This is a genomic window from Psychrobacter okhotskensis (genome assembly GCF_965638355.1).
In the GTDB taxonomy this organism is placed as follows: Bacteria; Pseudomonadota; Gammaproteobacteria; order Pseudomonadales; family Moraxellaceae; genus Psychrobacter; species Psychrobacter okhotskensis.
The window spans coordinates 110618-123825 of record NZ_OZ281822.1; the positions used below are offsets into that span (position 1 = coordinate 110618).

The 13208-nt window shown below is 42.7% G+C and carries 12 protein-coding genes; 8 read left to right on the plus strand and 4 right to left on the minus strand.

Annotated elements, in window-relative coordinates; all coding sequences use genetic code 11:
* Positions 1-112: 112 nt before the first annotated feature.
* The 8 genes from infB (at position 113) to pnp (ending at position 9462) form a co-directional block, all read left to right on the plus strand.
* A complete protein-coding gene (infB, locus tag ACSUPM_RS00465; RefSeq protein ID WP_201566975.1) occupies positions 113-2839 on the plus strand; it encodes a translation initiation factor IF-2 in 2727 nt (908 codons plus the stop codon).
* A gap of 185 nt (positions 2840-3024) precedes the next feature.
* Positions 3025-3438 carry a ribosome-binding factor A gene (locus tag ACSUPM_RS00470; RefSeq protein ID WP_025652584.1) on the plus strand — a complete coding sequence of 138 codons (414 nt, stop codon included), beginning with the start codon at positions 3025-3027 and terminating at the stop codon, positions 3436-3438.
* Positions 3435-4493: a tRNA pseudouridine(55) synthase TruB gene (gene truB / locus ACSUPM_RS00475; protein WP_025652583.1), complete on the plus strand. Its 1059-nt coding sequence runs from the start codon at positions 3435-3437 to the stop codon at positions 4491-4493. The genes ACSUPM_RS00470 and truB overlap by 4 nt, the downstream gene beginning before the upstream one ends.
* A gap of 408 nt (positions 4494-4901) precedes the next feature.
* Complete coding sequence (locus ACSUPM_RS00480; protein ID WP_201566977.1) at positions 4902-5426, plus strand: type 1 glutamine amidotransferase domain-containing protein; 525 nt, start codon at positions 4902-4904, stop codon at positions 5424-5426.
* A gap of 74 nt (positions 5427-5500) precedes the next feature.
* Positions 5501-5662 (plus strand): hypothetical protein, encoded by a 162-nt coding sequence (locus ACSUPM_RS00485; protein WP_156915649.1) that lies wholly within the window; start codon positions 5501-5503, stop codon positions 5660-5662.
* A 175-nt stretch (positions 5663-5837) separates the two neighbouring features.
* Positions 5838-6011, plus strand: coding sequence for a hypothetical protein (locus tag ACSUPM_RS00490; protein ID WP_198015448.1), 174 nt, complete (start codon positions 5838-5840; stop codon positions 6009-6011).
* Between the two features lie 405 nt (positions 6012-6416).
* A complete protein-coding gene (rpsO, locus tag ACSUPM_RS00495) occupies positions 6417-6683 on the plus strand; it encodes a 30S ribosomal protein S15 (RefSeq protein WP_025652581.1) in 267 nt (88 codons plus the stop codon).
* 658 nt (positions 6684-7341) lie between these two features.
* A complete protein-coding gene (gene pnp / locus ACSUPM_RS00500) occupies positions 7342-9462 on the plus strand; it encodes a polyribonucleotide nucleotidyltransferase (protein ID WP_101211170.1) in 2121 nt (706 codons plus the stop codon).
* A gap of 583 nt (positions 9463-10045) precedes the next feature.
* Here pnp and ACSUPM_RS00505 read toward each other — a convergent pair.
* The 4 genes from ACSUPM_RS00505 to ACSUPM_RS00520 form a co-directional block, all read right to left on the minus strand.
* Entirely contained in the window at positions 10046-10690 is a 645-nt protein-coding gene (locus tag ACSUPM_RS00505) for a hypothetical protein (protein ID WP_436880064.1), read from the minus strand.
* 200 nt (positions 10691-10890) lie between these two features.
* On the minus strand, positions 10891-11811 hold the full coding sequence (locus ACSUPM_RS00510) for a haloalkane dehalogenase (RefSeq protein ID WP_201607580.1): 921 nt from the start codon (positions 11809-11811) through the stop codon (positions 10891-10893).
* A gap of 139 nt (positions 11812-11950) precedes the next feature.
* Entirely contained in the window at positions 11951-12574 is a 624-nt protein-coding gene (locus tag ACSUPM_RS00515) for a hypothetical protein (protein ID WP_025652577.1), read from the minus strand.
* 28 nt (positions 12575-12602) lie between these two features.
* A complete protein-coding gene (locus tag ACSUPM_RS00520) occupies positions 12603-13172 on the minus strand; it encodes a hypothetical protein (RefSeq protein WP_201617478.1) in 570 nt (189 codons plus the stop codon).
* Between the last annotated feature and the right edge of the window lie 36 nt (positions 13173-13208).

Below are 13208 nucleotides of genomic sequence, written 5' to 3' on the forward strand. Positions count from 1 at the left end.
GGTATTTATGTCGCATCATCAAATGCAACACAACCATCAGCCTTAACCCAATCATTTGTAGCCAACAACTGAATTGAACATATAGCAAATAATAGACAGTAGGTGATAATAAATGGCAGATAAGACCGTCAAAGAACTGGCAGATATGGTAGGCAAAACCGCAAGTGCTGTACAACAGCAACTGGTGGACGCTGGGCTGCCTGCTCGCGCAGAGGGTGACCTAGTCACCGAGCTTGAGCAAGAGAAGTTGGTGACGTATTTAAAGCAAAGTCATGGTCAGCAAGAAAAGCGTCGTATTAGTCTCAAGTCTAAAACAACGAGCACTGCGCGTGTGACCGGCTCTTCAGGTAAATCGAAGAGTGTCAATGTGGAAGTGCGTAAAAAGAAAGTGTTCGAGAAGCCTGATCCAGAAAAAATGGCTGAAGAATTGGCTGCGCGTGAGCAAGCGATGATCGAATCGCAAGAGCGTGCTGCTAAAGATGCTGAAGAGCGTGCGGCGACTAAGAAAAAAGCCGAAGAACGTCAAGCGGCAACCTTAGCGGCAATGCGTGCAAGCTTAGGCTCTAGCAAAAAGTCAGACGATAAGAATGACGATATTTCTACTTCAGTGGTTGTGAAGAAGGGTGGCAAGGCGACTGTAGAAGTCAAGCCGAAAGAGCAACCGAAGAAAAAAGTCGCGGCGACGAAACCAAAAGTTGAAACCGCCGCTGAGCGTAAAGCTCGCGAAGTACGCGAAAAAGAAGAAAATCGTCTACGCGAAATCGAGACAGAAACACGCCGTGTCCAAGCGGAAGAAGCGCAGAAGCGTACACTTGAGCAAATGCGTAAAATGGCTGGTAAATATACGGACCAGCCTGCTGCGGAAGTTCGTAAAGATGAGCCACTAGCCGAAGGTTTGGTCGGTGATGCACTAGAAGAATCATTCGAAAAAGAACGTCGCGAAATCAAGCGCGGTACTAGTAGTACTAGTGCCCGTGGTCGTGGTCGTCGTAAGAATCAAGACGAGCGTGAAATGAAAAACCGCAAAAACGGTTTACGTTCAACGCAAGCGTCACAGCATAAGTTTGAAAAGCCTGTCGAAAAAATCGTTTATGATGTCGAGATCAGTGAGCAAATTACCGTCGCAGATCTTGCCCAACGTATGGCAGTTAAAGCTCGTGAAGTCACTAAATTACTCATGAAAATGGGTGAAATAGCTCGTGAGTCAGATACCATTGATCAAGCGACAGCCAGTCTAATCGTTGAAGAGATGGGTCATAACCCTGTACCAGTCAGCGACACCAAGGTTGAAGACGATTTACAAGTTGCAGTCAATGAGCGCAGCAGTAACGTACAAACGCGTCCACCAGTTGTCACTATTATGGGCCACGTCGATCATGGTAAAACGTCTCTACTAGATAAAATTCGTGAGACTAAAGTTGCCACAGGTGAAGCTGGCGGTATTACTCAGCATATCGGTGCTTACCACGTTAAAACCGATCGTGGTGTGATTACTTTCTTAGATACTCCAGGTCACGCAGCCTTTAGTGCAATGCGTTCACGTGGTGCGCAAGCGACAGATATCGTCGTAATCGTTGTCGCTGCTGATGATGGTATGATGCCTCAAACAGAAGAAGCAATTGATCATGCACGCGCCGCTGGCACACCGATTATCGTTGCTATCAACAAAATGGATAAGCCAAGCGCTGATCCTGATCGTGTCCTTAATGAATTGACTGCTAAAGAAGTCGTTTCAGAAGAGTGGGGTGGTGATACACCAATGGCGCGTATCTCAGCCAAAACCGGTGATGGTATTGATGGGCTATTAGAGCTTATTAGCTTACAAGCAGAACTAATGGAGCTAGAAGCACCGTTAGATGGTGCTGCGCAAGGTGTGGTGATTGAATCAAGACTTGAAAAAGGTCGTGGTCCTGTTGTTAGTGTCCTCGTCAAAAAAGGCACACTAAAGCAAGGCGACTTGGTCTTAGCGGGCGAGTATTATGGTAAAGTCCGTGCGATGACTGATGAACATGGTCAACGTATCCAGTCAGCTGGCCCTTCTATTCCAGTAGAGATCTTAGGCTTGCCTGAAACGCCGGCTGCTGGTAGCGAATTCTTAGTCGTCACTGATGAGAAAAAAGCCCGTGAAGTCGCTGATTTCAGAACCAATCGTGAGCGTGAGCGTCAGCTTGAACGTCAGAACGCCATGCGCTTAGAAAGCATGTTCGATCAGATGGAACAAGGCGATGTGTCATTCTTGAACATCGTACTTAAGACCGATGTCCGTGGTTCGCTTGAAGCGTTACTATCGGCATTGAATGAGCTGTCTACTGATGAAGTAAAAGTCAGAGTCATTAGCTCAGGTGTCGGTCCCATCTCTGAGTCTGATGTTACGCTTGCCGAATCTAGCGAAGCGGTACTGTTAGGCTTCAACGTTCGTGCAGATGCGACCGCACGCCGTAAAGCAGACGCCGCTAACATGGATATTCGTTATTATAGCGTTATCTATGGCTTGATTGACGATGTGAAAGCAGCCATGAGTGGCATGCTTGCGCCTGAACATCGCGAGAAAATCTTGGGTGTTGCTGATGTTCGTGAAGTATTCCGCTCTAGTAAGTTCGGTGCAGCTGCCGGTTGTATGGTGGTTGAAGGCACGATCTATCGCAACAAGCCTATCCGCGTATTGCGTGATGACCAAGTTATCTTTACCGGTCAATTGCAATCGTTACGTCGCTATAAAGAAGACGTCAACGAAGTACGCACTGGTATGGAATGTGGTCTAGCGGTTCGTGGCTATGATGTCGAAGCTGGTGATAAGATCGAAGTCTTTGAAATCCAAGAGTTCGAACGTACTATCTAAGCCTTCTTGTAGCATTGCATTATATGTGCTGAGCAAGTTAAGCTTAGACTACCGTAATAACGATATGCTTAGGCCTAACAGGTACATCCTGCTAGGCCTTTTTTGACAAATATCAGTTCTTCAGCTTATTCGTAAGCCAATATAGCAACCAATAAAAAAAGCTATTTTAAAAACAAGGTAATAACATGAACCAACGTTTACAACGCTTAGCGGATCAAATCCAGCGTGAGCTTGCCGTTCTTATTCGCGACGCAGTCAATGACCCACGTCTGACGGGTTTTGTCACCATCTCTAGTGTCAAGGTCAGCCCAGACTTAGGGTATGCGGACGTCTATGTCACTATCATGGAGCCAGAGCTTAATGATGCGATGACCAAAACCAACCACGAAGAAAGCATCAAGGTACTGAATAAAGCCGCCGGTTTTTTGCGTACCGAATTGAGCCATAGCCTCAAGACTCGTACCACGCCGCGTCTGCGCTTTCATTATGATGAAGTAACGGCTCGTGGCAACTATATGATGGACTTAATCAGTCAAGCGGTTATCAAAACTGAGCAGAATGAAGATGAAGTCGATAGTAAAGAAAATGATGACTCATGACAATGACTAGTCAAAAGACAACGGATAAACAAAAGGTCTCCGGCGTTATCTTAATTGATAAGCCGCAGGGTATGACCTCACAGCAAGTGGTCTCAAAAGTGAAGTATTTGCTTAAGTCTCCTATCCATGACAGCAAAAAAGCAGGTCATACGGGTACGCTTGATCCAATGGCTACCGGTCTCTTGCCTATTTGCATGGGTGAGGCCACAAAGTTTAGCCATTATCAGCTTGATGCTGACAAATCCTATCAAGCGACGATACTGTTTGGTAGTCAGACAGATACCGGTGATGCAGATGGTCAAATCGTTGCACAGGCGGCTATTCCAATATTTGATGAAGCGCTATTAAAAGACGTTGCCCAGCAGTTTTTAGGCGCTCAGCAACAAATTCCACCAATGTATTCGGCCTTAAAGAAAGACGGTAAAAAACTCTACGAATACGCCCGTGCGGGTATCGAAGTCGATAGACCACCAAGAGATATCGTGATCAAAGCAATCGAGTTAAAAGCTATTGATAATGAGCAGGTTCAATTGACGGTGACTTGTACCAAAGGTACTTACGTGCGTGTATTGGCAGAAGATATTGCCAAGGTAATGGGTACATTAGGACATTTAATCGCACTGCGCCGTACGCAGGTTGGCAAGTTTGGTATAGCTGAAGCGACTTCTTTATCAGCGTTAGAGGCGCTATCGTTAGATAAGCGGCAGGCACAAATCCTTCCGATCGATGCGTGTGTTGATATAAAGGCTGAGCTTACATTAAGCGCCGAACAGTATGCCCGTGTCCATATGGGGCAACGCTTGAATGTCTTTGAGCAGCTTACTGATAATTTGCGTGATTATATTTCAACCAGTATTAGCCATCAGCCTTCTGTGTCAGCAAGCAATGCTACCCAATTAGATAGTGAGGTTATTAATAGTGACGATGAACAGCAACCATTAGCCCATGAGATATCAGTTGATATACGCTTGCTAGATGAGCATGGGCAGTTTATTGGCTTGGGTGCTGTTAGTCTTAATGGTCGACTACAACCTAAAAAGTTAATTCAGCGTTAGAATCTTCTTTGCTAAGCTCATCATTGTTCGTACGTTTCGTATGACTGTAAGCCCATGAATCCTCCTAAAACTTACTAACAGTTTACACTAATCACATATCCTCACATTTTATTGCAGGTTTCACCTATGGTGAGACCTGTTTTTTTTGTACAGTAGATACACCAGCTAGGAAAGACTGGATCAAAAATAAACTGGAAAAACAATATAACAATAAAAAATAAGAATAAAAAGTATGTAGAAAGGACATTCTTTAATAAGAAAAAATATGTCAGAGGATGACTATTATTAATGCAAAAATCATTTATCAAATCATAATAAACAACAAAAATTATCGCGCAATAATAAATTCGATTATAAAAACTCAAATGTAAATAAACAGAAACAAGTATAGACAGAAAAGGAAATATTATGAAAACGATCGCTTTTTTACTACACAATAATTTTGAGCAAGCAGAATACGAAGACGTTAATAACCAGCTGAAAGACAAAGGTTACAAGACCCTTCTGATCACTACTAATGAAGATAAAGAAGTGCAAGCTATGCAGCAAGATGTAAATAAAGGTGATACCTTTACTGCTGATATCTTCGTAAAAGATGCAAATGTTTCCGATTATGATGCATTGGTATTACCAGGTGGTACGGTCAATGCGGATACCATTCGCGGTAATAAAGAAGCCCATGATATTATCAATGCTATCAATGATGCAGGTAAACCATTAGCTGTGATATGCCACGCTCCTTGGGCGCTTATCAACATGGGCATTGCTAAAGGCAAAACACTAACAGCCTATCATACGCTGCAAACCGATCTAGAAAATGCTGGTGCGACGTACGTCGACAAGACTGTACAAGTCGATGGCAATTTAATTACTTCGCGTAATCCAGACGATATCAGTAACTTTGTCGATGCTATCGATAAAGCATTGTCTTAAATTTTGCTTCATTTATTCAAAGATGAAAAATTAAAAATTCTCAACTATTTATAATTACAATTAAGGAAAATATTATGTCTAACTCTAACCCAAATGATGCTGAACTTGAGCAACAACGTGCTGAATCGGCAACCGCCGCTCTTAAGAGCCAAACTGAAAACAACCATACCGAAGAATCAGAAGCGGCCGCTGATCGCATCGCTGATAATTTAGAGAATGCAAAAAAAGATAAATAAAAAGGCTCTGCGTTATGTAGCGGTCTACGCTATTTAATGTAAGCATTATTTTATATAAACATTATTTCGTTGAGTCTTTACGCATTGATTCGAATATTCATAAGTTTGAATGCTAATAAGTATGAACGGTGCGGTAAAGAGTTCACTTAATGAAAATGCTAATCTAGGAGTCATTATGAGTAATTCATCAAAAAACATGGATTCACAAGAACAAGAGATTGAAAAGCTAGCAGAAGATATCAACCCTAGCGAAGATGCTAGCCCTGATAGCTTAGCAGAAGCCACTACAGCCCCTCTTGCTGATGACGAGCTAGGTGGAAATGCAAACGAAGATGACGTGAAAAAGTAAGTCATTAGACTTTTCTAACAATTTATCAGGATCTTGCAAAATTATAGCTGTTATATAAGATTTCTGAATCGATGAATTCTATCGGCATAAAACTATTATGAAAAACTGCTGCTAGTTCAGCAGTTTTTTGTTATAATTGCCGTCACATTTAATAATGCTTTTAGATTAAGCCGATTATTTAGCTCACTGCTCGAAGCAGATTAATGAGTTGAGTGAATTTTTGCTGATATCTGGCTTATTTTTAAATGGTTTTATCATACATTGGGCTTGTCGTACACTAGGTCAACTCTAGTAATGCAGGGTTGTCCTGAATGGCGCACAAGTTACTTTATTTACTATTCTATTGCTTGTAAGATGGCTTAATTTGAGTACATCTTGGAGCTTTTAGCATTGCCGGAGATATTTATGCTAACTAATACCGATCGTGAACAAATCATTTCTCAGTACCAGCGCGGCGAAAACGATACTGGTTCTCCAGAAGTTCAAGTAGCTTTGTTGAGCGCACGTATCAACGATTTGCAGAACCATTTTAAAGCGCACAAAGCTGACCATCATAGCCGTCGCGGTCTTATCCGTATGGTTAACACGCGCCGTAAATTGCTTGATTACCTAAAAGGTAAAGATCTTGGTCGTTATACCACCCTTATTAGCCAGTTAGGTCTACGTCGTTAATTTAACGACAATAGTACGAGTGGTCGCTAAAATAACAGATGCCATCTTATGGCGCTATTTCAGATTTTTTGCTAAACCGCTTGGAACTTGCTTGTTGCTATCGATAAAATAGATTTTCTCTAAAACGGTGTGGAATAGTTTCACGCCGTTTTTTTATGCTTGTTAGTATGGATGATCGCGCTCGAGTGTTTAGATGATATAACGCTACCATATTTTGCAAAAATAACCGTTAATTTAATATCTAATATAGGCCATCATTCAGGGCGATTTATAGACAATGGCTCTGTTTTGCAATTAATTGGTCAATGCCTATAAATCACTGTAAAATAATGTCTTGTGAGCTTTATAGCATTGCTACTATTCGTCACAGTAGAGCAGTAAAGAGATAGTGAATACCATATATGTATGGTTTCTACTGGGCACAAGCTTTAGCCGTATGGGCAAAAAACCGAATTTGAACAACTAAAAATATGTAATAGTACGATGTCTACTATAGACAAATGCGTAAGATAAGTAGGTGACACTATCAGCCTGAGCAATAATACTTGTAGAAAAAAGACTTGTTGATCAGTAGCTAGATAAAAAGAATTTTAATGACAGATATCAGCGTGTTTATAACGTTGATGTTATTTTCGTCAGTCAACATTAGGAAGATTATATGACAATGTTTAACACTATTAAGCGTGAATTCCAGTACGGCAACCAGCAGGTTGTTATCGAAACTGGTCGCGTAGCACGTCAAGCAAACTCTATTTTGGTTCACATGGGCGGCGTTACCGTACTAGTAGCAGCAGTGGTAAAGTCTGACCCTAAAGAAGGTCAAAACTTCTTTCCATTGACCGTGAACTATCAAGAAAAAATGTATGCTGCTGGTAAAATTCCAGGCGCTTATGGCAAACGCGAAGGTCGTGCAAGCGAAAATGAAACGTTAACGTCACGCTTGATTGATCGTCCGATTCGTCCGCTATTCCCTGAAGGTTATGTCAACGAAATTCAAATTACCGCAACGGTTATTTCATCAGATAAGACTCAATCTGCCGATATTGCAGCCCTCATTGGTGCTTCAGCCGCATTGGCGATCTCTGATGCGCCATTCAATGGCCCTGTCGCTGCGGCCCGTGTTGGCTTTATCAATGGTGAGTACGTACTAAACCCAACGCTTGAACAACTTAAAGAAAGTGACCTTGATCTAGTGGTTGCTGGTACTAAATCTGCAGTGCTAATGGTTGAATCTGAAGCGGCAGAGCTGTCTGAAGATCAGATGCTAGGCGCGGTATTATACGGTCATGAGCAACAACAAATCGTTATTGATAACATCGCTTCTATGGCGGAAGAAATCGGTACGGCTAAGCAGCAGTACGTCGCCCCTGTACGTGATGCAGCGTTAGAGACTAGCATGAAAGAGCAGTTCGGCGAGCAAGTGGCTGATGCTTATACCATTACTGATAAGCAAGAGCGTTATACTAAGCTTGATGACATTAAGCAATCCATTATCGATGCGCTTGCTGGTGATGCGGAATCTGAAAATTATGCTGATACCGTTTCTGAATTAAAAGAAATCTATAACGATCTTAAATATCGTACGGTTCGTGACAATATCTTGTCAGGTAAGCCGCGTATTGATGGTCGTGACCTTGAGACCGTTCGTGCGCTTGACGTGCAAGTTGGCGTACTACCATACACGCATGGTTCAGCGCTATTTACTCGCGGTGAGACCCAAGCATTGGTTACTACGACTTTAGGTAACAGCCGTGATGTCAATATGATTGACTCATTAGCGGGCACTATCCGTGATCATTTCATGCTGCATTATAACTTCCCGCATTTCTCTGTTGGTGAAACGGGTCGTGAAGGTATTCCAAAACGTCGTGAAATTGGTCATGGTCGTCTAGCACGCCGCGGTGTACAAGCGATGCTACCGGACAGCGAACGCTTCCCGTACGTCATCCGTGTGGTATCAGAGATTACTGAATCAAACGGTTCTTCTTCTATGGCCTCTGTCTGTGGTGCCAGCTTGGCATTAATGGATGCAGGCGTACCGATTAAAGCACCAGTTGCTGGTATCGCGATGGGTCTCGTAAAAGAAGGCGAGCGTTTCGCTGTATTGTCAGATATCTTAGGTGATGAAGATCATCTTGGCGATATGGACTTTAAAGTGGCTGGTTCTAAAGACGGTATCACTGCGCTTCAGATGGATATCAAAATCGAAGGGATTACTCCTGACATCATGGAGCAAGCGCTAAAGCAAGCCCATGCCGGTCGTATCCATATCCTAGACGCGATGAATAAAGTATTGCCAGAGAGCCGTACTGAAATTAACGCCCATGCCCCTAACTATGCGGTTATCGAAATCAATCCGGACAAAATCCGTGACGTCATCGGTAAAGGCGGCGCGATGATTCGTCAGCTAACTGAAGAAACTGGTGCCGTTATCGATATCGATGATGGTGGTACGATTCGTATCTTTGGTGAAAACAAAGCAGCAACCAAAGCCGCTATCGGTAAAATCGAAGCATTGACTGCTGAAGTTGAAGTCGGTAAAACTTACGAAGGTACCGTTGCTCGTATCGTTGATTTTGGCGCGTTCGTTAACGTCTTGCCAAACACTGATGGTCTAGTACATATCTCGCAAATCGCAGAAGAGCGTGTAGAGAATGTCTCTGACTATCTAAAAGAAGGTCAAACCGTTAAGGTACTCGTACAAGACGTCGATAACCGTGGTCGCATCAAGTTGACTATGAAAGGCGTTGAGCAGGGTTCAACCTCAACTGCTGAATAAGTATTTTTTTGGTTGATGTCGCTTAGTACAATTTTGAAAACCGCTCTGATTTATTCAGAGCGGTTTTTTTTGTGGCTAAATAATTATTAAATAATCATTTCCATTTGTGTCAGGTTGAATATTGCTATCTCTATCCAATCTATAGTCAAAATATCCTAAAAGCGCGACGGTATTGCTGATATCAGTTTTTTGTAGTCTCTGTCTGCGCAGCCACAGCGAGCAAGGAAAATGTCTATCAGCAGTGCGTGATATATCGATATTACTCTTTACTCGCTACATTTAATGACATTGCCTTTTAATAAAATCATACCTAAGCAACGGACAATAAAAAATCCAACGCCAAACGCTTATAGTAGACGTTCAACATTGGATTAATAAAATTCTAGACTAGGGCGTATCTTCAATTCAAGCGCTTGTATCTAAATGGCCTAAAAATAGCTAAATTTTGCCAAACATCGTCAAATAGCTGATTAATATCTCGATATTATTTGCGCTATTTTCCTCGTTTAACGGCAATTTATTTCATTTTTATGACCATTTTTGAAATGAGGACACGCCCTAACTGGCTAATTAGCCAGAGTAATCATTCCTGATCCAACTTGTCAATCATACCTTGGTATTTCTCTTTTTTTGCAGCGATTTTTTTGCGTCTCTCTTCAGCCGTCGCGACTAGATTTTTGGCGACGTCTAAGCTCTTATCAAAGGCCGCTAATTCAAGATCTACCGCATTCAACAGTTTACCAAGCATCATAGCCGTTGCTTTTTCAGAGACATCGTGAGTCATCCCACTAGCGTCAGAGGTAAAGTCATCTTTGAGTTTTGAGGCCCATTGGTAAATACCTGCCATAGTAATGCCAGATTTATCCTCTTGGTCAGCGCCGTCTTTTTTACTAGCTTTATCTTTTTTGCTGGACTTGCCGTCTTTAACCATTTCATCGTCTTCATTTGACTTAGACTCTTTATCAGCGCTGCTAGCCTTGTCTTTTTTGTCAGATTTCTGCTCTTTTTCAGAATCTTTATTCTTACTTGATTTCTCTGACTTGCCCTTTTTAGCAGCACTGTCCTCTGTACCTTCTTCGTAGTCATGCTCAGTGTTGTACTCTTCAAAGTCGCCGTCCTCAAATACCACGGTATCATCTTTGACCACTTCTACGCCAGTAACGGCTTTGTTGCCTGTAGAGTTTTTCTTATTTCCAGCATTACTATTTTTTGCATCATTGTTTGACATGATTTATTATCCCTATTTGTATTTTGAGTAAAAAGTATTTGTAGTAGACACTCATAAATACTAAGCCAAGGCTATTTTTTAATCAATATACGGATATAAATCTACTGTTTAATGTCTACAGGAAAACACATGTCATGTTATAAACGCTTAAATAGTCACACTAATGTTGTAGGCGATAACGAAGAAAATACCAAATTTTATTAATAATTGCTGAGAGGATTATCAGCAATAAACTCAACCAGCAGCTCTGCTACTTTTCCCCCTTGATCTTCTTGCAAAAAATGACCAGCGTTATTAACTGTGGTATGGTTTTGACCTTTCGTTCCCGGTATCAGCTTTTGCATGATTCGATCGCCACCAGCCGTGACAGGATCAGAATCACTAAACAGCGTAATAAATGGCTTCGTCCATTGGCTGAGCTTACCCCAAGCCGCCCGATTATTCTCTGAGGCAGGATCATCTGGCGTGGTGGGGACAAGAAGCGGAAACTGTCTAGCGCCTTCTTTGTATGACTCATCAGGGAAAGGGGCGTTGTACGCATCGATAACCGCCTGCGATAGCTCGGTAGTGGTGCCGCTCTTAATGATGCCTCCGACATGAAACTGTGGGGTGTCCTGCGAGAATTGCTGCCACTGGCGAAAGCTCTCTCCGGGATTATGATCCCCAGTGGGCAACATAGTATTGCCAGCTGCTACCCGAGAAAATTTGTCCGGATTATCGGCGACTAAGCGCAGACCGATGAGGCCGCCCCAATCTTGACAAAAAAGCGTGATGTTTGTTAAGTCTAATTGATCAAGCAGCGATTGCATCCAGTCGACATGGCGCTGGTAAGTATAGTCAGTACGTGCCGCTGGCTTGTCCGAGCGTCCAAAACCAGGTAGGTCTGGAGCAATAACGCGATATCCTACGGCGGTCAATATCGGTATCATTTTGCGATAAAGATAACACCACGAAGGCTCGCCATGTAGCAACAGTATAGGCTCAGCGTCTTTTGGACCTTCATCGAGGTAATGTACGCGCAGTTCACCGCCTTCACCATCATCAACCATGAGATAGTTCGGCGCAAAATCGTAATCGAGTAGGTTGGCAAAGTATGAATCGGGGGTTCTAAGCGTTTTCATAGGGTATCCTTATCCTGATGATAAATAATCGTGCATTTGCAAACAGCCGATGCCAATTTAGCATAGCACTGACGCCACTATCTGTTGCATATCTTTTGAGTACTATGGCGTCCTATAAACACACTCTACAAATCGCCAATTAGCTTACGATATCAATGCTCTTAGGCACATGCACGTCAATACGTAGCTTAGGTAGATCTTGTAGTTGCTGCCTCAGTAAAGGCAAGATATCGAGATACCAGTCTAATGGCAGTGAGTTTGCGACGTTGGGTTCATTGAGGGACAAGCTACCAGCTGAAAAGTTCTTAGATGAAGGTTCGTTAGATGAATTACTTATATTACTACGTAGCCGATTATCGATAAGTGGGCGAGCGAGTAGGGCAGCTCTGCGGATACCATGATAGCGAACAAGGGGGATAAGCTGGTGATGTAAGTCGATTAGAGCGTCAGTAAGCCAGCGTGTGCGTGTCGGATGATAAGGATGATCTGAGATAACAAGGTTGGCAATATAACTGGGTTGATTGCCATTACTGCTGATGCCAAGGCCAGCCTGCTCACGTGTACGCTTATGCAATAAACAGCTACCAGCACTTAAACTACCGTCACGACACGCGCGATAATAACGTTGATAGTTATCAGGGAATAACGTTTTAGCTCGAGTAAGAATAGGGTCGAGTAGTGTACCAGCAGTATTAACCGGTAAGATAAGCAGCTGGGCACTGCTATTTAAAATAGGGGCGTGCGTCAATTGTAAATTCGCCATAGTCAGCCCCTTTAAAAAAATTATGTATTCATTCTACTTTAGTCTGTCCGGCGTTTTCTGCTTCTAATTGGGCGATTTGTTGTTCAATCAGCGCAATTTGCTCTTCTTTCATCTCAGTCAGCTTTTTATTCATTGCCAGTTGCTCAGCCGCCAGTTTTTCTTGGGCAGCAAAGCGTTTACTCTCATCTGCTAAGCGATCAATCTCTTCTTTGGCCAAGCTATCGGTTTTTGGTAAAGGGGCGTTTAAGATAGCAGCGGGCTTCGGCACTTGAATGGTCGAGTCAGTGCGCGTATCAGCATCGTCAGAATTTTGATCAATGACAGCATTTTCATTCTGTATAGCGTCATCATTATTGGCCTCACTGAGGACGTTTTCTACTGGCATAGTAGCGGACGGCTCAGGTCCTGTTTGCTCAGGGATTGACGGTGAGCTGCTATCAGTTTTACTTGTTTCAGGCACAGATTGTGCCCAAACTAAATAGCCGATAATAATAAATAGCAATACTAATATAATCGCCATCCAGATTTTACGACGTGATTTAGCGGCTTTCGCTTTTGCACGTTTGCTTAATAAAGGATGCTGTTTTTTATTTTTCATACTACGGTCAATTTATGTCAAAGATATAAGTAGTCA

What these genes read in the sequence shown, in the direction of transcription:
- ACSUPM_RS00505 (WP_436880064.1), bottom strand. Translation starts at nt 10,690, where the DNA reads ATGTCAAACAATGATGCAAAAAATAGTAATGCTGGAAATAAGAAAAAC.
- ACSUPM_RS00470 (WP_025652584.1), top strand. Translation starts at nt 3,025, where the DNA reads ATGAACCAACGTTTACAACGCTTAGCGGATCAAATCCAGCGTGAGCTT.
- infB (WP_201566975.1), top strand. Translation starts at nt 113, where the DNA reads ATGGCAGATAAGACCGTCAAAGAACTGGCAGATATGGTAGGCAAAACC.
- ACSUPM_RS00485 (WP_156915649.1), top strand. Translation starts at nt 5,501, where the DNA reads ATGTCTAACTCTAACCCAAATGATGCTGAACTTGAGCAACAACGTGCT.
- truB (WP_025652583.1), top strand. Translation starts at nt 3,435, where the DNA reads ATGACAATGACTAGTCAAAAGACAACGGATAAACAAAAGGTCTCCGGC.
- rpsO (WP_025652581.1), top strand. Translation starts at nt 6,417, where the DNA reads ATGCTAACTAATACCGATCGTGAACAAATCATTTCTCAGTACCAGCGC.
- ACSUPM_RS00510 (WP_201607580.1), bottom strand. Translation starts at nt 11,811, where the DNA reads ATGAAAACGCTTAGAACCCCCGATTCATACTTTGCCAACCTACTCGAT.
- pnp (WP_101211170.1), top strand. Translation starts at nt 7,342, where the DNA reads ATGACAATGTTTAACACTATTAAGCGTGAATTCCAGTACGGCAACCAG.
- ACSUPM_RS00480 (WP_201566977.1), top strand. Translation starts at nt 4,902, where the DNA reads ATGAAAACGATCGCTTTTTTACTACACAATAATTTTGAGCAAGCAGAA.
- ACSUPM_RS00520 (WP_201617478.1), bottom strand. Translation starts at nt 13,172, where the DNA reads ATGAAAAATAAAAAACAGCATCCTTTATTAAGCAAACGTGCAAAAGCG.
- ACSUPM_RS00515 (WP_025652577.1), bottom strand. Translation starts at nt 12,574, where the DNA reads ATGGCGAATTTACAATTGACGCACGCCCCTATTTTAAATAGCAGTGCC.
- ACSUPM_RS00490 (WP_198015448.1), top strand. Translation starts at nt 5,838, where the DNA reads ATGAGTAATTCATCAAAAAACATGGATTCACAAGAACAAGAGATTGAA.